The organism is Psychroflexus maritimus, from assembly GCF_011089875.1.
Classification (GTDB): Bacteria; Bacteroidota; Bacteroidia; order Flavobacteriales; family Flavobacteriaceae; genus Psychroflexus; species Psychroflexus maritimus.
The window spans coordinates 4,098-7,593 of sequence record NZ_JAANAS010000062.1; the positions used below are offsets into that span (position 1 = coordinate 4,098).

The window sequence follows — 3,496 nt, forward strand, 5'->3', positions numbered from 1 at the left end:
CGAAAAATTTTGAACTCCCCTACTCCGAATGTTGGAGTTTTTGCTTTTTTGCAAATTTCGGCTCAAACGAAATCTGAAAAAATGTTCTCTAAAGCTGAAAGGCTTATTTGCAAAAGTCATTGCTCAACCGACAAAATTTTGGTATTATCTCCTGCGAATATTGAGAGGTTTGGGCATTTTAACGGCGATAATTGATAAAACTTAAACTGCTGGCTGAATTATAATCTGCGTACAACAACGGTTTGCAATAATGGCGGGGTTGGTGCTCAACCGAAAAAGTTTGGTTTTTTTTATTAAATTTGTAACTTAACCGAAAAATGAATTGCTATTTTGCCCGCCACTATAGCAAGCCGCGACCGTTGTACGCAAATTCAAAAATCTAAATTCTGCCGAATTTGGAGCTTTTTGAATTTTAAGCAGTTTTGTATTTAAAAAGGAATCGCTCAACCGAAAAATTTTGAACTCCCCTACTCCGAATGTGGGAGTTTTTGCTTTTTTGCAAATTTCGGCTCAAACGAAATCTGAAATATGGTCTGTAAAGCCGAAAGGTTTGTTTGCTAAAGTCCTTGCTCAACCGACAAAATTTTGGCTTTCCTTGGGCGAATGTTAAAAAGTTTGGGCATTTTAACAGCGATAATTGATAAAACCAAAAGCCTCTGCTGAATTATAATCTATGCACAACAACGGTTTGCAATAATGGCGGGGTTGGTGCTCAACCGAAAAAGTTTGGGATTTTTTACTAAATTTGTAACTTAACCGAAAACTGAATTGCTATTTTATCCGCCACTATAGCAAGCCGCGACCGTTAGGCAACATTTAATTTCGAATTCCAATTAGAAAATTTTACTTATCTTTGGCGTTAGTAACGTAAAACAAAAATATGATTGTTTCTTTTCGCTCGAAAGAGACTGAACAAATTTGGAATGGATATCGAGTAAAAAAAATGCCGATTGATATTCAAAAAATTGGACGCCGAAAATTGAGAATGTTGAATAATTCGCAAAACATAGCTGATTTGAGAATTCCACCTTCCAACCGACTTGAAAAGCTAAGCGGAAATTTAAGTGGATTTTACAGCATTCGAATTAACAAACAATGGCGAATAATTTTTGAGTGGAATAGCGGAAATGCGAGCGAAGTAGAAATAGTCGATTATCATTAAAAACAGAGAAAATGGAAAAGTTAGCAAATGTACATCCTGGCGAAATTTTACTTCACGAATTTCTTGAGCCACTCGAAATTTCGGCATATCGACTTTCTAAAGATTTGAAAATACCTCAAACTCGGATATCTGAAATTATAAAAGGTCGACGTCGAATAACAGCTGATACGGCTTTGCGATTGAGTAAATATTTTGGAAACTCAGCTAAATTTTGGCTTGGACTTCAAGACGATTTTGATATCGAAGAAGGAAAGGAAAATAGGGGAAACGAGTTGAATGAAATTAAACAGTACGCTGATAAAGTCGAGTAGGTAAAGGGGAATTTCACCCCTAAACCTCTCACAGAACCGTACGTGATACTCTCGCATCATACGGCTCTTCATAATTCAAGTCTTTTAAGGGCGGAAGCCCTCGTATTGCCAATGTTCAAACAAGTTGGGAAAGTCCCTTGATAGTTTTTGTAGGTACTTGTATCCTACATACCAGGGCTTCTTCCTAAATCGACGGTATTTATTGCGTACCCATTTGGTTAAGCGAAGATGTATCACTCTAAAGAGTTTTCGCATCTCGCTCATTCGGAATTTGCCATAATAATTGAGCCAGCCTCGGAGTTTGAGCTTTAGCAATTCCGCTATCTTTTGTAAAGGGAATTGAACCCAACGATGAATTTTCATTCTTCGTAGTTCTTCTGCTATTCTTGCTCTACTCTTTTGGCTCATTGCAGGGCTAAATCCTAATTTGATTTTCCCTCGCTCTTTGATAATTCTTGGCTTAAATGTATAGCCTAAATAGTCGAACTTTTGATACTTTACTTTGAAAGGTGGTTGGCGCTTTTGATTACTTCGACAATACACTATTTTTGACTTCTCTTGGTTCAATTCCAATTTACAGTCTCTTAATCGTTGTTTTATCTTTTCTAGCAATCGCAATGCCTGTTTGATATTCTTACAATGAATTACAATATCATCGGCATACCGCTCAAAAGGTGTATCTGGACTCTCTTTGGTTATCCATTTATCAAATACTATGTCCATAAAGATATTAGCAAGCACTGGACTGATTACTCCGCCCTGTGGTGTGCCTTTTCCTTGTGGTTGTATTTGTGTTCCATTTACTAACTGAATTGGCGCATTTAACCAACGTTTTACGTACAACAAAATGTGTTTTTCTTGTGTGTAAAATTTTACTGCTTTTAGCAATAATTTGTGGTCTATGTTGTCGAAAAATCCTTTGATATCTAAGTCAATAACCCAACTGTATTTCATACAATTAATGCGGCATTGTTCTATGGCATCGTGTGCCGATTTGTTTGGTCTATAACCATAGCTACTTGGATGAAAGTGTTTTTCTACAACTTGTTCTAATTCAGTTGCAATTACATGTTGGGCTACCCTATCTACAATGGTAGGGATGCCTAATGGACGCATTTTACCGTTTCCTTTCGGAATCAGTACTTGTCGGACGGCTTTGGGGAAGTAACTACCACTTGCCATTCTGTTCCATAATGGATACAGATATTTACGTGGTTTTCTCGTTACTTTTTCAATGGTTAAACCATCAATTCCCATAGCTCCTTTGTTGGCTTTTACTTTCTTAAAAGCTTCATTTACTTGCAACTTACTTATAGGTTGCGACTTGGGTTGTTCATTAAAAATCATCCTTAAATTAACTTTAAGTTGTTATACAATAAATTAACTAATTATGTGAAGTCCTTCGCTCGCCCAACATTTCTGCGGAACTCTCTTGGATATGTTCGCTACTACGACTTCATCCGCCCCAAACTCAAGCTTCGCTACTCTTTGCCTTTTCCACTCTGGGATTGTTAGCGTTCTTGCTTGACATCTTGAATTTGGTTCTCCTGTTCCTTATTAGAGCCTAGTTATAGGTCTTGCCCTCTTTATGCCGTGTGTCGTGTAGCCAGTAATCAGGTTCTCCGCTACACTTTTGTCTCTTTAGGTCGCTGACCCCATTGATTTTGACACAGTAAATGTTATTTTCGACACCTCCATAAGGGTTCACTTGCGTTCAACTCCTATAACCACACCATACAATCACTAATCCTACAAACGATTATGAACTTGCTTTAACCTTGACGCTCAATACCAAATCTCTTAAATTCAGCACCTCAAGGCGGTTTGGAAACGACTCCTGAAAGTCCTATCCGATAGTCCAATTCTTTAATATAGCTGTGTGTGAGACTTCTAACTTTACCTATTTTAAAGGGGTTAGCTCGTTTCTTACCTAATATTAAAGTCTATCATCTCTAATAAAGTTTTGTTGCGTTTTCAAAGAACTAATTATTATCTTCGTATCCTAACGCAACTCAGGACACAC

The 3,496-nt window shown here is 37.4% G+C and carries 3 protein-coding genes; 2 read left to right on the forward strand and 1 reads right to left on the reverse strand.

The window, feature by feature from the left end; all coding sequences use genetic code 11:
* Positions 1-880 precede the first annotated feature (880 nt).
* Complete coding sequence (locus G7034_RS08985) at positions 881-1,162, forward strand: type II toxin-antitoxin system RelE/ParE family toxin (protein WP_166400637.1); 282 nt, start codon at positions 881-883, stop codon at positions 1,160-1,162.
* 11 nt (positions 1,163-1,173) lie between these two features.
* Positions 1,174-1,473 (forward strand): HigA family addiction module antitoxin, encoded by a 300-nt coding sequence (locus G7034_RS08990; protein WP_166400638.1) that lies wholly within the window; start codon positions 1,174-1,176, stop codon positions 1,471-1,473.
* 84 nt (positions 1,474-1,557) lie between these two features.
* Here G7034_RS08990 and ltrA read toward each other — a convergent pair whose 3' ends face one another.
* The gene (ltrA, locus tag G7034_RS08995) at positions 1,558-2,820 is read right to left on the reverse strand and encodes a group II intron reverse transcriptase/maturase (protein WP_166400639.1); all 1,263 of its coding nucleotides are present in this window, start codon (positions 2,818-2,820) and stop codon (positions 1,558-1,560) included.
* Positions 2,821-3,496 lie beyond the last annotated feature (676 nt).